The organism is Aeromonas sp. QDB62, from assembly GCF_027705695.1.
In the GTDB taxonomy this organism is placed as follows: Bacteria; Pseudomonadota; Gammaproteobacteria; order Enterobacterales; family Aeromonadaceae; genus Aeromonas; species Aeromonas allosaccharophila.
The window spans coordinates 15,005-32,653 of record NZ_JAPDCD010000030.1 but is presented as its reverse complement, the minus strand read 5'-3'; the positions used below and the strand labels follow the sequence as shown (position 1 = coordinate 32,653).

The 17,649-nt window shown below is 59.4% G+C and carries 18 protein-coding genes; 10 read left to right on the top strand and 8 right to left on the bottom strand.

What is annotated here, in order from left to right; genetic code table 11:
* Window positions 1-3: 3 nt before the first annotated feature.
* Window positions 4-915 (bottom strand): chemotaxis protein CheV, encoded by a 912-nt coding sequence (locus OKC27_RS15290; protein WP_058053723.1) that lies wholly within the window; start codon window positions 913-915, stop codon window positions 4-6.
* A gap of 144 nt (window positions 916-1,059) precedes the next feature.
* On the opposite strand from OKC27_RS15290, the gene flgA reads away from it, so the two are divergent.
* The 3 genes from flgA (at window position 1,060) to OKC27_RS15275 (ending at window position 2,568) form a co-directional block, all read left to right on the top strand.
* A complete protein-coding gene (gene flgA / locus OKC27_RS15285; protein ID WP_139709299.1) occupies window positions 1,060-1,743 on the top strand; it encodes a flagellar basal body P-ring formation chaperone FlgA in 684 nt (227 codons plus the stop codon).
* A gap of 91 nt (window positions 1,744-1,834) precedes the next feature.
* Window positions 1,835-2,155 carry a flagellar biosynthesis anti-sigma factor FlgM gene (gene flgM, locus OKC27_RS15280; protein ID WP_139734022.1) on the top strand — a complete coding sequence of 107 codons (321 nt, stop codon included), beginning with the start codon at window positions 1,835-1,837 and terminating at the stop codon, window positions 2,153-2,155.
* On the top strand, window positions 2,152-2,568 hold the full coding sequence (locus tag OKC27_RS15275) for a flagella synthesis protein FlgN (protein ID WP_042657130.1): 417 nt from the start codon (window positions 2,152-2,154) through the stop codon (window positions 2,566-2,568). Before flgM ends, OKC27_RS15275 begins: the two co-directional genes overlap by 4 nt.
* Before the next feature lie 36 nt (window positions 2,569-2,604).
* Here OKC27_RS15275 and yfcE read toward each other — a convergent pair whose 3' ends face one another.
* Window positions 2,605-3,147, bottom strand: coding sequence for a phosphodiesterase (gene yfcE, locus OKC27_RS15270; RefSeq protein ID WP_182939313.1), 543 nt, complete (start codon window positions 3,145-3,147; stop codon window positions 2,605-2,607).
* Between the two features lie 10 nt (window positions 3,148-3,157).
* Window positions 3,158-4,795 (bottom strand): peptide ABC transporter substrate-binding protein, encoded by a 1,638-nt coding sequence (locus tag OKC27_RS15265; RefSeq protein ID WP_270806431.1) that lies wholly within the window; start codon window positions 4,793-4,795, stop codon window positions 3,158-3,160.
* Window positions 4,796-4,951: 156 nt separating this feature from the next.
* Here OKC27_RS15265 and OKC27_RS15260 point away from each other — a divergent pair, with 156 nt between their 5' ends.
* Complete coding sequence (locus OKC27_RS15260; RefSeq protein ID WP_182939311.1) at window positions 4,952-5,851, top strand: DMT family transporter; 900 nt, start codon at window positions 4,952-4,954, stop codon at window positions 5,849-5,851.
* A 19-nt stretch (window positions 5,852-5,870) separates the two neighbouring features.
* Here OKC27_RS15260 and rsuA read toward each other — a convergent pair whose 3' ends face one another.
* Window positions 5,871-6,563 (bottom strand): 16S rRNA pseudouridine(516) synthase RsuA, encoded by a 693-nt coding sequence (rsuA, locus tag OKC27_RS15255; RefSeq protein ID WP_075112075.1) that lies wholly within the window; start codon window positions 6,561-6,563, stop codon window positions 5,871-5,873.
* Window positions 6,564-6,731: 168 nt separating this feature from the next.
* On the opposite strand from rsuA, the gene OKC27_RS15250 reads away from it, so the two are divergent.
* Window positions 6,732-7,931: an HD-GYP domain-containing protein gene (locus OKC27_RS15250; RefSeq protein ID WP_182939310.1), complete on the top strand. Its 1,200-nt coding sequence runs from the start codon at window positions 6,732-6,734 to the stop codon at window positions 7,929-7,931.
* Window positions 7,932-7,948: 17 nt separating this feature from the next.
* On the opposite strand, the gene OKC27_RS15245 is transcribed toward OKC27_RS15250, so the two are convergent.
* The gene (locus tag OKC27_RS15245; RefSeq protein WP_042657126.1) at window positions 7,949-8,128 is read right to left on the bottom strand and encodes a hypothetical protein; all 180 of its coding nucleotides are present in this window, start codon (window positions 8,126-8,128) and stop codon (window positions 7,949-7,951) included.
* A gap of 128 nt (window positions 8,129-8,256) precedes the next feature.
* Complete coding sequence (gene fsa, locus OKC27_RS15240; RefSeq protein WP_182939309.1) at window positions 8,257-8,910, bottom strand: fructose-6-phosphate aldolase; 654 nt, start codon at window positions 8,908-8,910, stop codon at window positions 8,257-8,259.
* Between the two features lie 128 nt (window positions 8,911-9,038).
* Between fsa and OKC27_RS15235 the strand changes: the two genes are divergently transcribed.
* The 5 genes from OKC27_RS15235 to OKC27_RS15215 all read left to right on the top strand — a co-directional run bounded on the left by OKC27_RS15235 (window position 9,039) and on the right by OKC27_RS15215 (window position 16,270).
* A complete protein-coding gene (locus tag OKC27_RS15235) occupies window positions 9,039-9,935 on the top strand; it encodes a glycyl-radical enzyme activating protein (RefSeq protein WP_182939308.1) in 897 nt (298 codons plus the stop codon).
* Between the two features lie 4 nt (window positions 9,936-9,939).
* Window positions 9,940-12,384 (top strand): formate C-acetyltransferase/glycerol dehydratase family glycyl radical enzyme, encoded by a 2,445-nt coding sequence (locus tag OKC27_RS15230; protein WP_182939307.1) that lies wholly within the window; start codon window positions 9,940-9,942, stop codon window positions 12,382-12,384.
* Between the two features lie 93 nt (window positions 12,385-12,477).
* The gene (locus OKC27_RS15225) at window positions 12,478-13,224 is read left to right on the top strand and encodes a DeoR/GlpR family DNA-binding transcription regulator (RefSeq protein ID WP_182939306.1); all 747 of its coding nucleotides are present in this window, start codon (window positions 12,478-12,480) and stop codon (window positions 13,222-13,224) included.
* 172 nt (window positions 13,225-13,396) lie between these two features.
* A complete protein-coding gene (locus OKC27_RS15220; RefSeq protein ID WP_182939305.1) occupies window positions 13,397-14,290 on the top strand; it encodes an EamA family transporter in 894 nt (297 codons plus the stop codon).
* A 129-nt stretch (window positions 14,291-14,419) separates the two neighbouring features.
* Complete coding sequence (locus tag OKC27_RS15215) at window positions 14,420-16,270, top strand: extracellular solute-binding protein (protein WP_182939304.1); 1,851 nt, start codon at window positions 14,420-14,422, stop codon at window positions 16,268-16,270.
* Between the two features lie 117 nt (window positions 16,271-16,387).
* On the opposite strand, the gene OKC27_RS15210 is transcribed toward OKC27_RS15215, so the two are convergent.
* The gene (locus OKC27_RS15210) at window positions 16,388-16,780 is read right to left on the bottom strand and encodes a DUF2750 domain-containing protein (protein WP_182939303.1); all 393 of its coding nucleotides are present in this window, start codon (window positions 16,778-16,780) and stop codon (window positions 16,388-16,390) included.
* Between the two features lie 159 nt (window positions 16,781-16,939).
* Window positions 16,940-17,488, bottom strand: coding sequence for a hypothetical protein (locus OKC27_RS15205; protein ID WP_182939302.1), 549 nt, complete (start codon window positions 17,486-17,488; stop codon window positions 16,940-16,942).
* Window positions 17,489-17,649 lie beyond the last annotated feature (161 nt).

Here is a 17,649-nt window from a genome sequence, read left to right as displayed (position 1 = left end):
TTATTAGAGTGCGTTTTGTACGGCCTTGGCCAATTCATCCGGTTGGAACTTGGCGATGAAATTGTTGGCCCCCACTTTCTGCACCATGGCCTGGTTGAATACCCCACTGAGGGAGGTATGCAGAATAACATGCAAATCCTTGAGATTGGGATTATTCCGGATTTCTGCAGTGAAGGTGTAACCATCCATTTCCGGCATTTCGATATCCGAAATCACCAGCGCAATCTGATCCTTGATGGGGCCATTTTTGGCCATTTCCAGCAGCATATTCAGTGCTTCACGACCATCTTTTGCCAGCACGCACTCGACCCCGATGGCTTCGAGCGCACGCTGCACCTGTTTGCGCGCAACAGATGAGTCATCGGCAACCAGCACAGGACGTCCTAGGGTCGGGTGGTCGACACTAGACTCCACCAGCTCTTTGCTCACTTCGGTAGAGACCGGGGAGATCTCGTTGAGAATACGTTCAACATCGAGGATCTCTACCAACTCGCCGTCCACCTCGGTGACCGCCGTCATATAGTTGATGCGCCCCGCCCCTTTGGGCGGCGGCAGGATCGACTCCCAGTTCATATTGATGATGCGCTCGACCGAATGCACCAGAAAACCCTGAATGGAGCGGTTGTACTCGGAGATAATAATGAAGCACTTGCTCAAATCTTCAATCGGACGCTTGCCAACCGCCATGCTGAGATCGATGACCGAAATCGTCTGGCCACGAATGTGGGCGACCCCGCGAATGCAGGAGTTCAGTTTGGGCATCACGGTCAAGGGGGGGCACTGCAACACTTCACGCACTTTGAATACGTTGATGCCAAATCTTTGACGTCCGTTGAGACGAAACAACAACAACTCCAGCCGGTTTTGTCCCACGAGCTGGGTACGCTGGTTGACCGAGTCCAGAATACTGGCCATAAACACTCCCTAAAAACGCTTGGCATTAATCATGCATGCGTGATGGATTGCGTCAGACTATCGATGTGACAACGAACAGATTCTGAAGCAATCATAGTTAAATATGGTGATATGCGTGAACAACTTATCGACCAACGAGCGAAAATGATTAACCGACTTTTACTCATCAGCCTCTTTTTTGGCAGCATATCTTCCAGCTACGCCTCGGACGTCACTACTTATCTGCAAGAAAGGGCACAAGAGTTCGTTTACAGCCAGCTGGATGTTCCGTTGGATGCCAGAGCCGAGGTTACCCCTGCCACGCTGGATGAACGGCTCCCACTGACCCGCTGCGAAGATCTGCTCACTATCAGCTTACCAGCAAAAATGGAAATTCGCCGCAATACAACAGTTTACCTTAAATGTGAGGAAGACAAACCCTGGGACGTCTATCTCCCGGTGCGGGTCAGCATTCAAAAACCCTATGTCACGGTGGCCAACCCCATTGCCAAGGGGGATCTGCTGAGTGAAAGCCAGCTGGTCCTGGCCTATCAGGATCAAACCCTGATCCGCGGCGACTACCTGACTGACACGGCTCCTCTTATCGGGGTGCGCAGCAAGCGGGAGCTAAAACCGGGGCAGCCCATCCGTTTGAGCCAGGTTTGTGTAGTGTGTAAAGGGGATCAGGTCACTTTGACGGCAGAAAACAGCAACTTCCAGATCAAAACCATGGCCCGAGCCTTGCAAGATGGCAGCTTCGGAGAGATCATCAAACTCGTCAATATTCGCTCCGGCAAAACCGTTGAGGGTAAAGTCAGTGCTGTGGGTGCCGTATCGGTCACGTTTTAAATTCGGATCCTTGACAACTTTTTTCTAAAGTTTTGACCTGCAGCACCGATAAACAGGTAAGCAAACCTTAAAGCAGACGAAGGTAACTAAAATGGCCATCAACAATATCAACAACTTGGCGAACAATCGGTTGCAAAATACCGCTAATAGCCAGGGAACAGGCAGCAAGTCAGTCACCTCATCGCCCGAAAACAAAGCGGCTACTGTCAAGCTGGACTCCGTCTCCTTGACCAGTGAGGCGCAACAATTGCAAAAAATGCAACAAAACCTCAATACCGCCTCGACCGGCAATGAGAGCAAGGTCGAACGGCTGAAAAAAGCCGTCGCGAGTGGCGAATATCAGGTCAACAGCAACGCTGTTGCCAAGAAGATGTTCAGTTTCGAGGCCAATCTGGACAAAGTTCTGGGATGATGGACTTACCTTCGTTACTGCACACCCAAGATGATTACCTCAGCCAGATGCAAGGCATTCTGGAAGAGGAGTTCAGCTTGCTCGAGCAGCATCAGGCACTGGCCCTGCCTGCACTGACCGAGCGCAAACAGCAGTTGCTTGCTGCGATAGAAACCCTGGACAAGACGCTGGCAGAGATGCCGGAACTGGCACTGCAGCTGGCAGCCTATCCCGACGAGATAGCGCAGCTTCGTGCAAAACTGGATGCCTGCCAGGCACAAAATGATATCAACGGTCGATTGCTTGAATTGAGCATGGTTTCCAACCGTCGTCTGGCAACCTTTCTGAGTCAGTTGCGAGATCGCAACAGCCTGACCTATGACGCCAAGGGCAACACTCGCTCTGGCACCCGCTCCTACGGTATCAAGGCCTGACATCTCTTATCAGGCCTTGCATTTTTGCTGTCCGTTTTAAAACACCAGTCGCAGCAACTCTCGCCCATCCTCACACGCATTTACGCGTAGCACCCCGTCTTCATAGCACCCGTAACTGGCAGGCAGCTCGCCGCGCGGGAAACAGATCGATCCCGGGTTCATCAATACCCGATCCCCCTGCCACTCCAGCACCGGCACATGAGTGTGGCCACTCAGGAACAGACTGCCCGCCGGAAGCTGTACCTCGTCCGGACGGTAAAGATGACCGTGGCTGACAAACCAGCGCCGCTCATCGACCAGCAGCTGGTTGTAGGGGGCGGTAATGGGAAAGCGCAACAGCATCTGATCCACTTCGGAATCACAATTGCCTCGCACCGCGATGATCTGCGGTGCCAGCTCGTTGAGCCGATCGGCCACCGCAGCCGGGTTATACCCCTCCGGTAGAGGATTGCGCGGGCCATGGTTGAGCAGATCGCCGAGCAGCAGATAGTGATCCGGCTGCCAGGGCTCAAGTTGGGTCAGCACCCGCTCCAGCGCAATGATGCTGCCGTGGATGTCGGAAATGATGGCAAGTTTCATGAAATGCTCCTCACTGCGGGCTGAAATAGAGATCCTTGGTGGCAATCGTCCCTTTCAAATTCTGGCTGGGCAGCCCTCGCAGCGCGGGATCGACCAGTCTCATCTGATTGTAATGATATACGGGGATGATCGGCGCCTCTTCGAGCAGCAACTGTTCGGCATGGCGGTACAGTTCACCCCGGCTCGCACTGTCCAGCGTGTTGGCCGCCTGCTCCAGCAGCAAATCAAAATCGGGATTGCAGTAGCCGCTCTCGTTGCGCAGATCCTGACAACGGAAGCTGCCCAGCATGGCTGACGGCTCGACGTAATCGCCAAACAGGAAGCTTCTTGCCACCTGAAAATCACCGCTATCCTTGGCCACCTGATAGGCTCCCCACTCCAGACTGTTGAGGGTGACCTGCACCCCCAGCTTCTGCCACATGGCGGCAATGGCCATCGCCATCTGCTTGTGGGTGTCGGCAGTGTTGTAGGTAATGCTCAGCTTGAGTGGATTCGCACTGTTATACCCGGCCGCAGATAGCAGGGCTGCCGCTTTGGCCTGCCGAGTCGGCATATCTTCGAGCGCCACAGGCAATACCACCCGGGGATAACCCGGCATCTCCGGCAACAGCGACCATGCCGCCTGCTCATCCTGCCCGCTCACTGCCCCAATAAGCTGCTGTCGATCAACCGCCATGGAGAGCGCCTGACGCACCCGCACATCCTGAAGTTCCGGGCGCTTCAAATTGAAGGCGTAGAGATAGGTGCCAAACAGCGGCAAGCCCCACAGCCGCTGCGGGGATTCACGCTTCATCTTCTGGTAATAGCCGAGGGAGACCTTGTTGGTGAGCTGGATTTCACCGGCCTCATAACGCAGCCGCTCCGCATGTTGCGAGGTGATCGGCAGGTAGGTGACCCGCCCGATACGGGTGTGCAGGTCGTCCCAGTAGTGGATATTGCGCTCGGCTTCGATCCGCTCGTTCGGCGTCCAGCTTGCCAACCGATAAGCACCATTGCTGACCAGCTTGCCGGGCTCGGTCCACTGCTTGCCAAACTGGGCTATCGCCTTCTGATTGACTGGCACAAAGGGGCGCTGACTGATGAGCTGCAAAAAATAGGGGGCGGGCCGCTCCAGAGTGATTTTTAGGATCTGGTCGCTTTGCGCCTCAATGCCCAGATTGTCGAGATCCAGCGCACCGGCATAGATGGATTGCGCATTGTTGATCCCCGTCGCCAGCAGCAACCCGGCAGAAGGGGAATTGATGGCCGGATCGAGCAGACGGCGCCAGGCATAGACGAAATCAGCGGCCACCAGCGGCTCGCCATTGGACCACTTCAGTTGGGGGCGCAGGAAAAATCGCCACTCCAGCCCATCGTCACTCACCTCCCAGCGCAGTGCCTGAGCAGGTACGATATGCCCCTGCCCGTCATCGCTGACCAGCCCTTCAAACAGATCGACCAGTACCGCCTCCCCCGGAAAACCGGATCGCACTAGCGCCGGATCCAGCGACTCCGGCTCGGCACCGTTGCCCTTGACCAGGGTTTGCCGATCGGCCAGCAGAGGCTGCTGCTCAACGGTGGTGGCATGGGCCAGGGGCCCTGTCAGCACGGCAAGCAATAGCGGGGAGAGCCAGCGTTGCGCCAGCTTGGGGAAGAAACCATACCTCATGACAAAACCTCGAATAAAACCACTGCAGGAGGGGAAGGCCGACGGCGCGCCTGATGAATGCCTGATGCCGCTCTTGTTATCCCCGAAAACGCCCCGTATTGTATCGGGCTTGCCCGGGAGATGGAGTCTTTCGGGTTAATTTTTTCAGGAGTTTTTATGGGTTATGAGTGGCTGGCCCTCGCATCGGCCAGTTTATGGGCAGTTGCAGCGCTAATTTCGGTCAAACCGGCCCGTCATCTCGGCGCATTTGCCTACAGTCGCTGGCGCATGTTTCTGGTCAGCCTGATGCTCGGCACCATGAGTCTGCTCACTGGCGGCTGGCAAACCCTCACCGCAAGCGCCCTGCCCCTGCTCGCCATCTCGGGGCTGGTCGGCATCTTCATCGGCGACACGGCGCTGTTTGCCTGCATGAACCGGCTGGGGCCAAGACGCAGTGCCCTGCTCTTCTCCTGCCATGCGCTGTTTTCCGCCCTGCTTGGGCTCTGGCTCTTTAATGAACAGCTGACGGGCTGGCGACTGCTGGGGGCCATGCTGGTCTTTGCCGGCGTGATGCTGGCGATCCTGTTTGGCAGACGCAGTAGCAGCAACGAGTGGGAGCAGATCCGTGGCAATCTGGCGCTGGGGATTGGCCTTGGCCTGACGGCGGCACTGTGTCAGAGCGTGGGTGCCATCATCGCCAAGCCGGTGATGATGAGTGGTGAGGTGGATGCGGTGAGTGCATCGGGTATCCGGATGGGCAGTGCCCTGCTGGCCCACTGCGTCCTGCGGCTGGGACGCTTGCCACTGGCGATGCCGCTCAAACCGGTCAATCGCCAGATCCTCGCCATGATTGCCACCAACGGTTTTCTGGCGATGGGGCTGGGCATGACGCTGATCCTGATGGCACTGCGGCAGGGTGAGGTGGGCATGGTAGCGATTCTCTCCTCCACCACGCCGGTATTGCTGCTGCCGCTGTTGTGGTGGCACTCGGGGGAGCGGCCATCCGTTGCCGCCTGGGCTGGGGCACTGATTGCCACCTTGGGCACGGCGCTGGTGCTGGGTTTCAGCACTCACTGACACCCGGCACCATCCCTGATCAGAACAGAGCGATTTCCTCAGCGGTCAGCTCGCGGTATTCACCGGGGGCCAGCTCTTCATCCAGCGTCAGGCCGCCCACCCGCTCGCGATGCAAGCCAACGACCTTGTTGCCGATGGAGGCAAACATCCGCTTGACCTGGTGGTACTTGCCTTCATGGATGGTCAGGCGGGCCTCGCACTCACCGAGGATCTCCAGCTGGGCAGGACGGGTTTTATCGGTCTCGTTACGCAGGTAGACCCCTTCGGCGAACAACTCGATCGCATCCGGGCTCACCGGATCGGCCAGCCAGACGTGATAGGTCTTGGCACATTCGTGGCGCGGTGAGGTGATGCGGTGGGACCATTGGCCGTCGTCGGTCACCAGCACCAGACCCGTGGTATCGAGGTCGAGGCGACCCACCACGTGCAGCTTGCCCATCGCCGGCTCATCCATCAGGAAGAAGACGGTCGGGTGATCCGGATCCTCGTTGGAGCAGACATACCCTTCCGGCTTGTGCAGCATGAAATAGCGGTTGCGCTGCTCCAGCGTCAGCACCACGCCGTCAAACTCGATCTGGCTCTGCTCATTGATATGAAAGGCGGGCTGCTTGACCACAATGCCATCCACCATGACCTCACCCTGACGGATCAGTTTGCCTGCCAGCGAGCGGGTCAAATCGGAACAATCGCACAGAAATTTATCAAGCCGCATTCACAACCTCGGAGTCCAACAAGTAAAGGGGCGTCATTATATCGGGCGAGGGCGACAACGCCACTGTTAAGGGGTTGCCAATTATGACGAAGTGGTCATCCAATGTTACACTTCTCCGGTGTGACCCATCCGAACGATACTCATAATAATAAAAGTCAGGAAGCCCTCATGAAGTCTCAAGCATCCTATCCCGTCATTCCCGTCAACCAGCTGAAACCCGGCATGTATGTGATTGCTATCGCCAGCCAGACAGGTGGGATGGAGATCGCCCAGATGGGCATGGTGACCAGCGTGGCACAAATTGCCAATCTGGTACGCCAGGGGGTGCTCACGGTGCGCATCGATCTGGCCCGCAGCAAGCTGGGCAGCGCCGAGAGTGACGCCGTTATCTCCCCCGACCTCAATGCCAACAGCGCCCAGGCGGGACGCCGGGCCAGTGCCAACGGTGAAGGGCGGGAGCTGAAGATCCGCCGCCTTTACCAAGAGGCCCGCGAGCTGCAAGGCAAGTTCATTCGCCAGCTCAAGGCGGGTGAACCCATCGACATCACCCCGCTGGCCGAAGTCGCCGAAGAGATGGTAGACACCATGTTCAGCCACGGCGATGCGATGCTCTGTCTGGCCCGTATTCGCGCCAAGGATGCCTACCTGATGGAGCACTCCATGAACGTGGCCATTCTGCTCGCCAACTTCGGTCGCTATCTGGGACTGGAACGCAGCGTGTTAAAGGAGCTGACCCTGGGTGGCCTGCTGCACGACGTAGGCAAGATCATGACTCCGGACGAGGTGCTCAACAAACCGGGCAAGCTGACCGACGAGGAGTTCGCCATCATGCGCCAGCATGTGGTGCACAGTTACGAGATCCTCAGCAATACCCCGGGCATCACCCCCACCATGCTGGAAGTGGCCGCCAACCACCACGAGCGACTCGATGGCACCGGCTACCCGCAACGGCTCAAAGGCGATCAGCTCTCGCTCTATACCCGGATGAGCGGCATCGTCGATGTCTATGATGCCATCACCGCGGATCGGGTCTACAAAGCGGGCATGCAGCCGACCCAGGCGTTTCGCATCCTGCTCAAGGGGATCAATCAGCACTTCGATGCCGAACTGGTGACCAAGTTCATCAAGTGCATGGGGGTCTATCCGGTGGGAACGCTGGTGCAACTCTCGAACCAGCGCTTGGCCATCGTGATGCAGCGCAACGAGCAGCAACCGCTCAAGCCGGTGGTCAAGGTGATCTATCACGCCACCCAGCGTCACTACCTCGAGGTGCAGTGGCTGGATCTGGCCAAATCGGGTGTGCAGGAGAGCATTGAAAATACGGTCGATCCCAAAGAGTTTGGCATCAAACTCGCCAACTTCTTCTAATCCCTCACCTCAGATATTCATGATTGGCGCTGGCTGTCGAGCCAGTGCTGGATCAGAAACTCCTCATCCAGTGGCGAGAGATCAAAACGCAGGCTGGCCTCTTCAATGGCAGAGATATCGTGCAAGTGATGCTCGCTGAGCCAAAGCACCGCACGACGCAAATCTTCACCATGGGGGAGTAGCAAATGGTCGCTCATGGGATACCTCCGGTAAACTGCAGGGCGGCCAGCGAACGTGGCCCCCTCTTTCAAGTCTAGTCGGTCAATCCCCACAACCTGCGCTTCACCCTCCCCCCTTTATCACAGCAATCCGCTTGTCACTGCAATCAGCGACCGAAGGCGCACTGCCAATCCTGATCAAACTTCACCAGCGCCGCATCCACCGCAGGCACGTTTAGCAGCTGCTCCGCCACATCGAGCGGCAAGGTGATGGACTGGCAACCGGCCAGCAGGCAGTCGAGCGCCTGACGGGGAGTGCGGAATGACGCCGCCAGCACCTTGCTGTTCGGGGCGTGCAGCTCAAGCAGCTGTTGCAGCTCCTGCACGGTGGCGATGCCATCGCCCCCCTGAGCATCCAGCCGGTTAACGTAGGGAGCGACATATTCCGCTCCCGCCACCGCCGCCAACCAGCCTTGCAGCGGGGTATAGACCGCCGTGCCCAAGGTCGGCACCCCGTTAGCGGTCAGGCTCTTGATGGCAGCCAGCCCCTCCGCGCATACCGGGATCTTGATCACCAGATCCGGGTCCAGCTCACGCAGGGCGAACGCCTCGCGCACCATCTCGGTGTCGGTTTTAGCCATCACCTGAGCAAACAGGCGCGCCTTGGGCCCCAGTACGTCGCGCAGGGCGGGCAGCAGCTCGGAGAGCGGCATGCCCCCGGCGGCAGTAATGGAAGGATTGGTGGTGACACCGGCCAACGGCAGGATCCGTGACCAGCGACGCACTGCCGCCACATCGGCGGTATCGAGATACAGCTCCATCTCTAACTCCTTAACGGGATGTTCAATATGTCGCCATTCTAGCGATAAAACATCTGCAAATTGCTTGATCGAAATCAAATCAACTTTCGAATGAAAGCAAATAGAATGAAAAAACAAAAGGAGGCGGTATGATTTTCGACCTGCAACGATATTCAACTCACGATGGCCCCGGCATTCGCACCCTGGTGTTTCTCAAGGGGTGCTCGCTGGCTTGCCTGTGGTGTCAAAACCCGGAGAGCCGCTCTCCCAAGCCGGACATACTACTCGACCGGCGCCAGTGCATCGAGGGATGCCAGCTCTGCAGCCAGGCTTGTCCGGCAATCTTGCGTGACAGCGAGGGGATCCAGCTCAGCCGTTCTGCCCTCAAGGCCGACGATATGGAACGGCTGCGCGGCCTCTGCCCCAGCGAAGCGCTGCAGGTGTGCGGTCGGGATGACACCCTGGACACCCTGATAGACACCATACTGCGGGATCGCCCCTTCTTCGAGCGCAGCGGCGGTGGCGTCACCCTCTCCGGTGGCGAGCCTTTTATGCAGCCCAGCTTTGCCGCTGCCCTGCTGGCCCGCTGCAAGGCAGAAGGGCTGCACACAGCGGTCGAGAGCTGCCTGCATGTGCCCTGGCACCAGATTGAGCCAAGCCTCCCCTCACTGGATCTGGTGCTGGCGGATCTCAAACACGTGGATAAAGAACGTTTCTTCCACTGGACCCGCGGCAAGGTGGAGCTGCCCATCGCGAACCTCAAACGCCTCGCCGAACACGGCGTGCCGATGCAGATCCGGGTGCCGCTCATTCCCGGCTTCAATGCCGACCGCGCATCGATCGAAGCCATCACCGACACCGCCGCCAGCCTCGGCACGGTGCAGGAGATCCACTTCCTCCCCTACCACACGCTGGGGATGGGCAAATATGCCCTGCTGGATCTGCCCTATCAGGCACCGGACACGCCGCTCGACGATCCCGATTTACTCCGCTTTGCCCACGCATACGCCCAACGTCAGGGGCTGACCCCTGTGACCAGAGGATAAGATCATGACCCAGCTCGACCTCAATACCCTCAGCCCGCGGATCCGCGCCCACAAAGAGAGCCTGATCCACATCGTTCAGCCACCGGTCTGCACCGAGCGGGCCCGCCACTACACCGAGGCCTATCAGGCTCACCTCGCCCGGCCGCTGCCGGTGCGCCGCGCGCTGGCACTGGCTCATCACCTCAAGCAGCGCACCATCTGGATCAAGCACGACGAGCTGATCGTCGGCAATCAGGCCAGTCAGGTGCGGGCGGCGCCGCTGTTTCCCGAATACACGGTGAGCTGGATTGAGAAGGAGATCGACGAGCTGGCGGACAGACCCGGTGCCGGTTTTGCAGTCAGCGAAACCGACAAGGCGATCATCCACGCCCTCACCCCCTTCTGGCGCGGCCAGACGGTGCAGGATCGCTGCTTCGGCCTCTTTACCGACGAACAGAAAGCGCTGCTGGAGAGCGGCATCATCAAGGCCGAGGGCAACATGACCTCGGGGGATGCTCACCTCGCGGTCAACTATGAGGAGCTGCTCACGCTGGGTCTCGATGGCTTCAAGGCCAAGGTGGCCGAGCGGCGCAGTCGGCTGGATCTGGCGGATTGGGCCGATCTGCAGCGCGAGCAGTTCCTGCACGCCGTCGCCATCACCCTGGAGGCGGTCAGCGATCATATCGGGCGCTACGCCACTCTCGCCAGCAATATGGCCCGTGACATGGCCGCGCAGGAGTCGTGCCCCGAACGCCGAAGCGAACTTGAGACCATTTCGCTCAACTGCGCCCACATCGCCCACCAGCCCCCCGAGACCTTCTGGCAGGCGCTGCAGCTCTGCTACTTTATCCAGCTCATTTTGCAGATCGAATCCAACGGCCACTCGGTGTCGTTTGGCCGGATGGACCAATATCTCTACCCCTGGTATCGCCGCGAGGTGGAACTGTCAGAATCCCTGTCACGCTCCCGCGCCATCGAACTGCTGCAAGGGTGCTGGCTGAAATTGCTGGAGGTGAACAAGATCCGCTCCGGCACCCACTCCAAGGCCTCCGCCGGCAGCCCGCTCTATCAAAACGTCACCATCGGTGGCCAGAACTGGCGGGATGGCGCGGCCCATGACGCGGTCAACGGCCTCTCCTACGCGATTCTGGAGTCCTGCGGCCAGCTGAGATCCACCCAGCCGAACCTGTCGGTGCGCTACCACGCCGGGATGAGCGAGGATTTCCTCGACGCCTGCATTCAGGTGATCCGCTGCGGCTTTGGCATGCCCGCCTTCAACAACGACGAGGTGGTGATCCCCGAGTTCATCAAGCTCGGGGTGAGCGTGGAAGATGCCCACCACTACGCCGCCATCGGCTGCATCGAGACCGCGGTGCCCGGCAAGTGGGGCTACCGCTGCACCGGCATGAGCTTTATCAACTTCGCCCGCATCCTGCTGGCCTCCCTCGATGGCGGTCGCGATGCCACCACCGGCAAGGTATTCCTGCCCCAGCCCCAGTCACTGCGGGAAGGAACCTTTGGCAATTTTGACGAGGTAATGGCCCGCTGGGATGAGCAGGTGCGCTACTTCACCCGCAAATCCATCGAGATCGACTGCGTGGTCGACAGCGTGCTGGAGGCGCAAGCGCACGACATCCTCTGCAGCACCCTGGTGGATGACTGCATCGAGCGCGGCAAGACCATCAAGGAGGGGGGGGCCGTCTATGACTGGGTCTCTGGTCTGCAGGTGGGGATCGCCAACCTCGGCAACAGTCTGGCGGCCCTGAAGAAACTGGTGTTCGAGCAGGGGGTGGTGGATCAGCACGAGCTGGCTGCCGCGCTGGAGCAAGACTTTGCCGGGCTGGCAGGGGAGCAGTTGCGTCAGCGCCTCACCAACGCCGCCCCCAAATATGGCAACGATCTGGACGAGGTCGATCTGCTGCTGGTGCAGGCTTACCAGAGCTACATCGACGAGCTCAAGGGGCTGCACAACACCCGCTTCGGCCGTGGCCCCATTGGCGGCACCTACTATGCCGGCACCTCCTCCATCTCCGCCAACGTGCCGTTTGGTGCGGCCACTATGGCCACCCCGGATGGCCGTCACGCCCGCACCCCGCTGGCGGAAGGAGCCAGCCCCTCTTCGGGGTCGGATCGTCTCGGCCCGACGGCGGTGTTCAACTCCATCGGCAAGCTGCCCACGGCGGCGATCCTCGGCGGGGTACTGCTCAACCAGAAGCTGAGCCCGGCGAGCCTTGAGAACGAGCGGGACAAGACCAAGCTGATGAGCCTGCTGCGCACCTTCTTCGAGGTGCACAAGGGGTGGCACGTGCAGTACAACATCGTCTCGCGGGAGACCTTGCTGGCGGCCAAGGCCAATCCGGATCAGTACCGGGATCTGGTGGTACGGGTGGCGGGCTATTCGGCCTTCTTCACCGCCTTATCCCCGGATGCGCAAGATGATATCATCGCCCGCACCGAGCACAGTCTCTGACGGGGCGCGCCCATGGCGCCTGTGACGTCATATGATTGGCAAGCCACCCTCGGGTGGCTTGCCGCTATCCACCACCTTGCATGCGAGCGCACCATGAATCCACGCCACCAACTGATCCTCACTCTGGTCCATCAGGCTCGCAAGATGAGCGTGAGTGAGCTCGCCCAACACACCGGCGTGTCGGAGGTGACGGTGCGCAACGACCTCACCGCGCTGGAGAAACAGGGGCTGCTCAGACGGGTACACGGCTCGGCCATGGCGCTGGAGACCGATGACCCGGATGCCCGGATGAACATCAACTACCTGCTCAAGGAGCGCCTCGCCGAGCGGGCCGCCCAGCTGGTGGAAGATGGCGAGACGGTCTTTATCGAAGGGGGCAGCGCCAACGCCATGCTGGCGCGCCATCTGGCCCTGCACAAACGGGTCACCATCATCACCATCAGCAGCTATATCGCCCATCTGCTCAAAGACACCCCGGCTCAGGTAGTGCTGCTCGGCGGGCTGTTCCAGCATCAGAGCGAAAGCGTGGTGGGGCCGCTGACGCGCCTCTGTATCGAGCAGGTGCACTTCTCCAAGGCCTTTATCGGGGTCGACGGTTTTCACCCCGAGGTGGGCTTTACCGGTCGCGACATGATGCGGGCCGATGTGGTCAACAGCGTGCTGGCCAAAGGGATGACCAATGTGGTGATCACCGACAGCAGCAAATTTGGCGCCATTCACCCGAGCCAGCTTGGCGCACCGGGCCAGATCAGCGTGCTGGTCACCGACGATGCCCTGCCCGCCCCCATGCGTGCGGCTATCACCGACCGTGGTATTGCGCTGCACTGCGTCACGGCCTGATCTGCCCTGACCTTGCAACAAAAAGCAGCTACGGGCCTCTCAACCAGAAATATCCAAACGGGCCTTTGTCCTTGACACTCACCACCGGCTCAAGGGTATGCTCCCACCCTTGCCGACCGCGCCGGGCAGTGTAAACCCGCGCGCCGCACTGCTGATGACAGGGATTTCAACCATGCAAACCAAGGACAAGTGTCTGGCCGCTCTGGTCATCCTCTGCTGGGGGCTCAACTTCATCGCCATCAAGTGGGGACTGGAGGGGATACCACCGCTACTGCTGGGGGCACTGCGCTTTATCGGCGTGGTCTTTCCCGCCATCTTGCTGGTGCCCAGGCCCGCCATGCCCTGGCGCTGGCTGCTGGCCTACGGCGGCGCCATCAGCCTCGGTCAATTCGCCTTTCTGTTCAGTGCCATGAAGTTCGGCATGCCGGCGGGCATGGCCTCCTTGGTGCTGCAATCTCAGGTGGTGTTCACCCTGCTGTTTGCGATGATCTGGCTGGGGGAGCGCTGGCAACCCCACCACTGGGTGGCGCTGCCTTTGGCGGGGCTCGGCCTCTATCTCATCGCCACCCACGGTGAGGGCAACCTGACCCTGATCGGCTTCGTGCTGACGCTGTGCGCCGCCGCCTGCTGGGGCCTTGGCAACGTCATCAACCGCCAGATTGGTCTGCGCTACCAAACCACGCTGCCCAGCCTGATCGCCTGGGGTGGTCTGGTGCCTATTCTGCCGTTTTTCGCCCTCTCCTGGCTGTTCGAGGGGCCGGCGCTGATGGTCAGCAGCCTGCTCAACTTCAGCTGGCAGGGATTATTGTGCGTGCTCTACCTCTCGTATGTCGCGACCTGGCTGGGTTACGGCCTGTGGGGGCGACTGCTGATGCGCTATCCGGTCGCGCAGGTGGCGCCGCTCTCCCTGCTGATCCCCTGTGTCGGCATGGTGGCGGCCGCCCTGCTGCTCGATGAACATCCGACCGCCATGCAGTGGCTGGGCTCAGGTCTGGTGCTGCTCGGCTTTGTGGTGCATCTGCTCGGTGGCCGACTGCGCGGGTTGAAACCACAGAGCGCGACATGATGAGCGCCTGCCAATTTGCGCTATTTCATTGACCTGACAGGATAAAATTTTCATGATGAGCCAGTCCCATCGGGACTGACGTCATCAGAGCGTGATCTGCAGGAAGCAGACTTTCAGGAGAGCAAGGACATGCCATCGACCATCACTGCCGGGGGGCGCAGCCTCCCTCCTATCATTCGCGCCACCGCCATCACCCTGACCCTGTGCTGGAGCCCGTTTGGCTGGAGTGCCACGCTGCCCGCTGGCTTGAAGTGGGAGAGCAACAACACGGACCCTCTCTATGCCGATCCGGCTGCCAAGCGCGGCGGCACCTTTCGCACCTTTATGACCAGCTTCCCCCTGACCCTGCGCAAATATGGCCCCGACTCCAACGGCGGGTTTGCCGGTTACGTGCGGGAAACCAACCTGCCACTGCTGAGTACTCATCCCGTCACCGGCAATCCCATGCCGATGCTGGCAAACGAGTGGGCCTTCGGCGCCGACCACAAGACCCTCTATTTTCGCATCAATCCCAAGGCGCGCTGGTCAGATGGCCAACCGGTCACCGCCGATGACTGGCTCTTTACCCTCAAGATGATGCGCAGCAAGGAGATCAACGACCCCTGGTACAACAACTACTACAGCACCCAGATAGCCGACATCACCAAGTTTGATGATCACACCCTGGCCATCACCAGCGGCACCGAAAAGAGCCGGCAGGATCTGCTCGAATCACTGCCCATCAGCCCGGAGCCGAGCCACGCCATCACGCTCACCGCCAACTGGGTCAAGGAGTACAACTGGAAGGTGTTGCCGGTCACCGGCCCCTATCAGCTCGATCAGGTGAAAAAGGGCAAGTCGGTCACCTTCAAGCGGATTGAAAACTGGTGGGGGGATGACGAGCGTTACTTCCAGCATCGCTTCAATCCCGCGCGGATCGAGATCAAGGTGCTCAGGGATCTGAACATCGCCTGGCAGCACTTCCTGCGCGGCGATCTCGACACCTTCCCGCTGGTGATGCCCAACTGGTGGCACGACAAGACCAAAACGTCGGAGTTCGAAAAGGGTTATATCTCGCGTATCTGGTTCTACAACCAGACCCCGCAATCGCCGATGGGGCTCTATCTCAACACCGCCGATCCGCTGCTGAGCAATCTCGATGTGCGGCTCGGGATCCAGCACGCCCTCAACCTCGACAAGATGCTCACCACCCTGCTGCGGGGGGATTACCAGCGCCTCAACAGCTATGGCGCCGGTCAGGGGGAGTTTACCAACAGCGACATCAAGGCCCGTCCGTTCGATCCCAAACTGGCACGGGAATACTTTGCCAAGGCCGGTTTCAACAAGGTGGGGCCGCAGGGGATTTTGCAAAACGACAAGGGGCAGTCACTGACCCTCGCCATCACCTACACCACCGCAGAACACGCCCAGCGGCTCACGCTGCTGCGGGAAGAGGCCAAGAAGGCGGGGCTTAATCTGGAGCTCAACCTGATGGATGCCTCGGCCGGGTTCAAATCCATGCTGGAGAAAAAGCATCAGAGCGCCTGGATGGCCTGGAGCGGCGGCCGCTACCCCGCCTATTGGGAGTTCTTCCACAAGGTCAACGCCAACAAACCCCAGACCAACAACATCATGAACATCGATGATGACGCCATCACGGCGCTGGTGGAGCAGTACGACAAGGAGTTCGACTTTGCCAAAAAGGCGGCCCTGTCACGGCAGATCCAGCAGCGGCTCTACGAGCTGGCCAGCTTCGTCCCTGCCTATCAGGTGCCCTACACCCGGGAAGGGGCATGGCGCTGGATAAAACTGCCCAAGGTGCCCGCAACCCCCAAGAGCGAGCAGCTCTACTGGCCCCTCGGTGGCGACAACAGCGGTTACAGCTACGGTGGACTGCTGTGGATTGATGAAGAGGCAAAGACACAGACCAAAGCGGCCATCAAGGCCGACAAAACGTTCCCGGTCGTGCTCCTGACTGACACCACTTATCGGCAACCGTAATTTTGGCCGCCCTCCTCTGCTCCAGCGAGCACAGGATGGTTGCCCCAAAAACGACAGACCCCGCACAATGGCGGGGTCTTGTTTTGCAACCGGGTTGCTTGCAAGCAAACGAGGCAATTAGCTGCGCTTGGCCTGCTTCTCGGCAATGGCGTCAGCCACGTCGGCCGGCTCCAGTACGATGCCTTCCTGATCCGGGGTCGGGAACACGGCAACACACAGCTCGTCCTGCTCCATACCGTCAACCCAGCGCTCCAGCCATACCTTCAGGGTGATGGACTGTGGCTTGCAATCGGCCCACTCGCCTTCGGCCCACGCCTTGGCGTACTCCGGGTGCGGCCATACCGGGATGCAATCTTCATCGTCGGTGGTCAGCATCATGACGCCATGCTCGTCAGTCAGCACAAACAGCTCTTCATGCTCGACCAGCTTGCTGATGAAGTGTTCGTAACGGTAATCAGCGTTCAGTTGCAGCGCGGCATTGCGCTCGGTGTCGCTCAGTTCATAGCTCATTGGCCAAGTCTCTCTCTCGATAAAGGGCGCCATGTTCACATCTTGTCGGCAGCTTGTCCAGCTTGTAGCCCCTTGGCACCGGATGGGGCAGACAATGACGCCCATAAGGATAGAGCAGCCTCCTCGATAGCGAGACCGCCAGCCGTCATATTGCCCTGTTTACAACGCAGGTGTGATCAGCTCCACATCAGGCTGCTCGCTGAGCTTTTGCCGCAGCCAATAGGCAGACTCCACTTCGACAAAGCAGAGCAGATCCCGGCCCTTGGCCGCCATCGCCATCAGCTGTTCAAAACGCAGCTGTTGTTGCTGCTCCCAGGCGGCAGCGAGTTTGGCCCCATGGGCCTCATCCACCACTTCGCGGCGCAGCTCGAACAGGTTATCGGTGATCGGGCTGTTGATCTTGGCGGCGCTGTGCCAGTACATCAGTAGATTATCCATCATCTCGCTGTCGTAGTTGGCAAGCGCATCCAGCTCGGGCGTCTCGCCACTGTCGCTGGCGGCAAAATCACACCAGCCCGCATCAAGTGACGCCAGCTCATGAGTCCCCTTGGCATGCTTGCGCAACAGCGCAATGTCGGCCCCCTTGCGGGCAGGCAACCACACCTCGCCCTGATGGGCATCCAGCAGGGACGTCAACGAAGCTGCGGGGTAAACAGGAAAGCGGGCACAAAGTGAATGCAGCAGGGATACCAGAGTGATCTTGACCATGAGCGATACCTTGAACAGGGCGAACAGCCACCAATAGACCGTCCGATATAAATAAGTGCCCTATCCTATCACGTTTGGTCCGGCTCGGCCCTTGACGAAGCTGTTAGCCAACCATCTGATTACGCCGAAAAAAACAGCATTTGAAACGCAGCATCCAGCCA

Excerpts from the sequence above, each read along its gene's own strand:
- flgM (WP_139734022.1), top strand. The coding sequence starts at position 1,835 with ATGGCCATCAACAATATCAACAACTTGGCGAACAATCGGTTGCAAAAT.
- yfcE (WP_182939313.1), bottom strand. The coding sequence starts at position 3,147 with ATGAAACTTGCCATCATTTCCGACATCCACGGCAGCATCATTGCGCTG.
- OKC27_RS15235 (WP_182939308.1), top strand. The coding sequence starts at position 9,039 with ATGATTTTCGACCTGCAACGATATTCAACTCACGATGGCCCCGGCATT.
- OKC27_RS15220 (WP_182939305.1), top strand. The coding sequence starts at position 13,397 with ATGCAAACCAAGGACAAGTGTCTGGCCGCTCTGGTCATCCTCTGCTGG.
- OKC27_RS15250 (WP_182939310.1), top strand. The coding sequence starts at position 6,732 with ATGAAGTCTCAAGCATCCTATCCCGTCATTCCCGTCAACCAGCTGAAA.
- OKC27_RS15275 (WP_042657130.1), top strand. The coding sequence starts at position 2,152 with ATGATGGACTTACCTTCGTTACTGCACACCCAAGATGATTACCTCAGC.
- OKC27_RS15210 (WP_182939303.1), bottom strand. The coding sequence starts at position 16,780 with ATGAGCTATGAACTGAGCGACACCGAGCGCAATGCCGCGCTGCAACTG.
- OKC27_RS15225 (WP_182939306.1), top strand. The coding sequence starts at position 12,478 with ATGAATCCACGCCACCAACTGATCCTCACTCTGGTCCATCAGGCTCGC.
- OKC27_RS15230 (WP_182939307.1), top strand. The coding sequence starts at position 9,940 with ATGACCCAGCTCGACCTCAATACCCTCAGCCCGCGGATCCGCGCCCAC.
- OKC27_RS15260 (WP_182939311.1), top strand. The coding sequence starts at position 4,952 with ATGGGTTATGAGTGGCTGGCCCTCGCATCGGCCAGTTTATGGGCAGTT.
- OKC27_RS15265 (WP_270806431.1), bottom strand. The coding sequence starts at position 4,795 with ATGAGGTATGGTTTCTTCCCCAAGCTGGCGCAACGCTGGCTCTCCCCG.
- flgA (WP_139709299.1), top strand. The coding sequence starts at position 1,060 with ATGATTAACCGACTTTTACTCATCAGCCTCTTTTTTGGCAGCATATCT.
- rsuA (WP_075112075.1), bottom strand. The coding sequence starts at position 6,563 with ATGCGGCTTGATAAATTTCTGTGCGATTGTTCCGATTTGACCCGCTCG.
- OKC27_RS15205 (WP_182939302.1), bottom strand. The coding sequence starts at position 17,488 with ATGGTCAAGATCACTCTGGTATCCCTGCTGCATTCACTTTGTGCCCGC.
- OKC27_RS15215 (WP_182939304.1), top strand. The coding sequence starts at position 14,420 with ATGCCATCGACCATCACTGCCGGGGGGCGCAGCCTCCCTCCTATCATT.
- OKC27_RS15290 (WP_058053723.1), bottom strand. The coding sequence starts at position 915 with ATGGCCAGTATTCTGGACTCGGTCAACCAGCGTACCCAGCTCGTGGGA.
- fsa (WP_182939309.1), bottom strand. The coding sequence starts at position 8,910 with ATGGAGCTGTATCTCGATACCGCCGATGTGGCGGCAGTGCGTCGCTGG.
- OKC27_RS15245 (WP_042657126.1), bottom strand. The coding sequence starts at position 8,128 with ATGAGCGACCATTTGCTACTCCCCCATGGTGAAGATTTGCGTCGTGCG.